Below are 255 nucleotides of genomic sequence, written 5' to 3'. Positions count from 1 at the left end.
TCACCCGCACAGCAGGTACGACCACCAATGCCTCCGCAGTCGGTACCGCGACGATTACTGACAATGACGGTACGCCAAGCCTGTCAATCAACGACGTCACCGTCAACGAAGCAGCCGGCACAGCGACTTTCACAGTCACCTTGTCCGCAGCCTCTGGTCAAACAGTTTCTGTCGGTTACAACACCAGCAATGGCACCGCCACTGCAGGTAGTGACTACACAGCAGCAAGCGGTACTTTAACGTTCAATCCTGGTG

General features: G+C 55.7%; 1 protein-coding gene. It reads left to right on the top strand.

Going from position 1 to position 255, the window contains the following annotated elements; genetic code table 11:
* Window positions 1-255 (top strand): Calx-beta domain-containing protein (locus H8K55_RS21405; RefSeq protein WP_186944271.1); only part of this gene is annotated, 255 nt, incomplete at both ends.

Origin of the sequence: Affinundibacterium flavidum (genome assembly GCF_014284175.1) — a bacterium.
GTDB lineage: Bacteria > Pseudomonadota > Gammaproteobacteria > Burkholderiales > Burkholderiaceae_D > Undibacterium > Undibacterium flavidum.
This window is presented reverse-complemented; position numbering and strand designations above follow the sequence as displayed.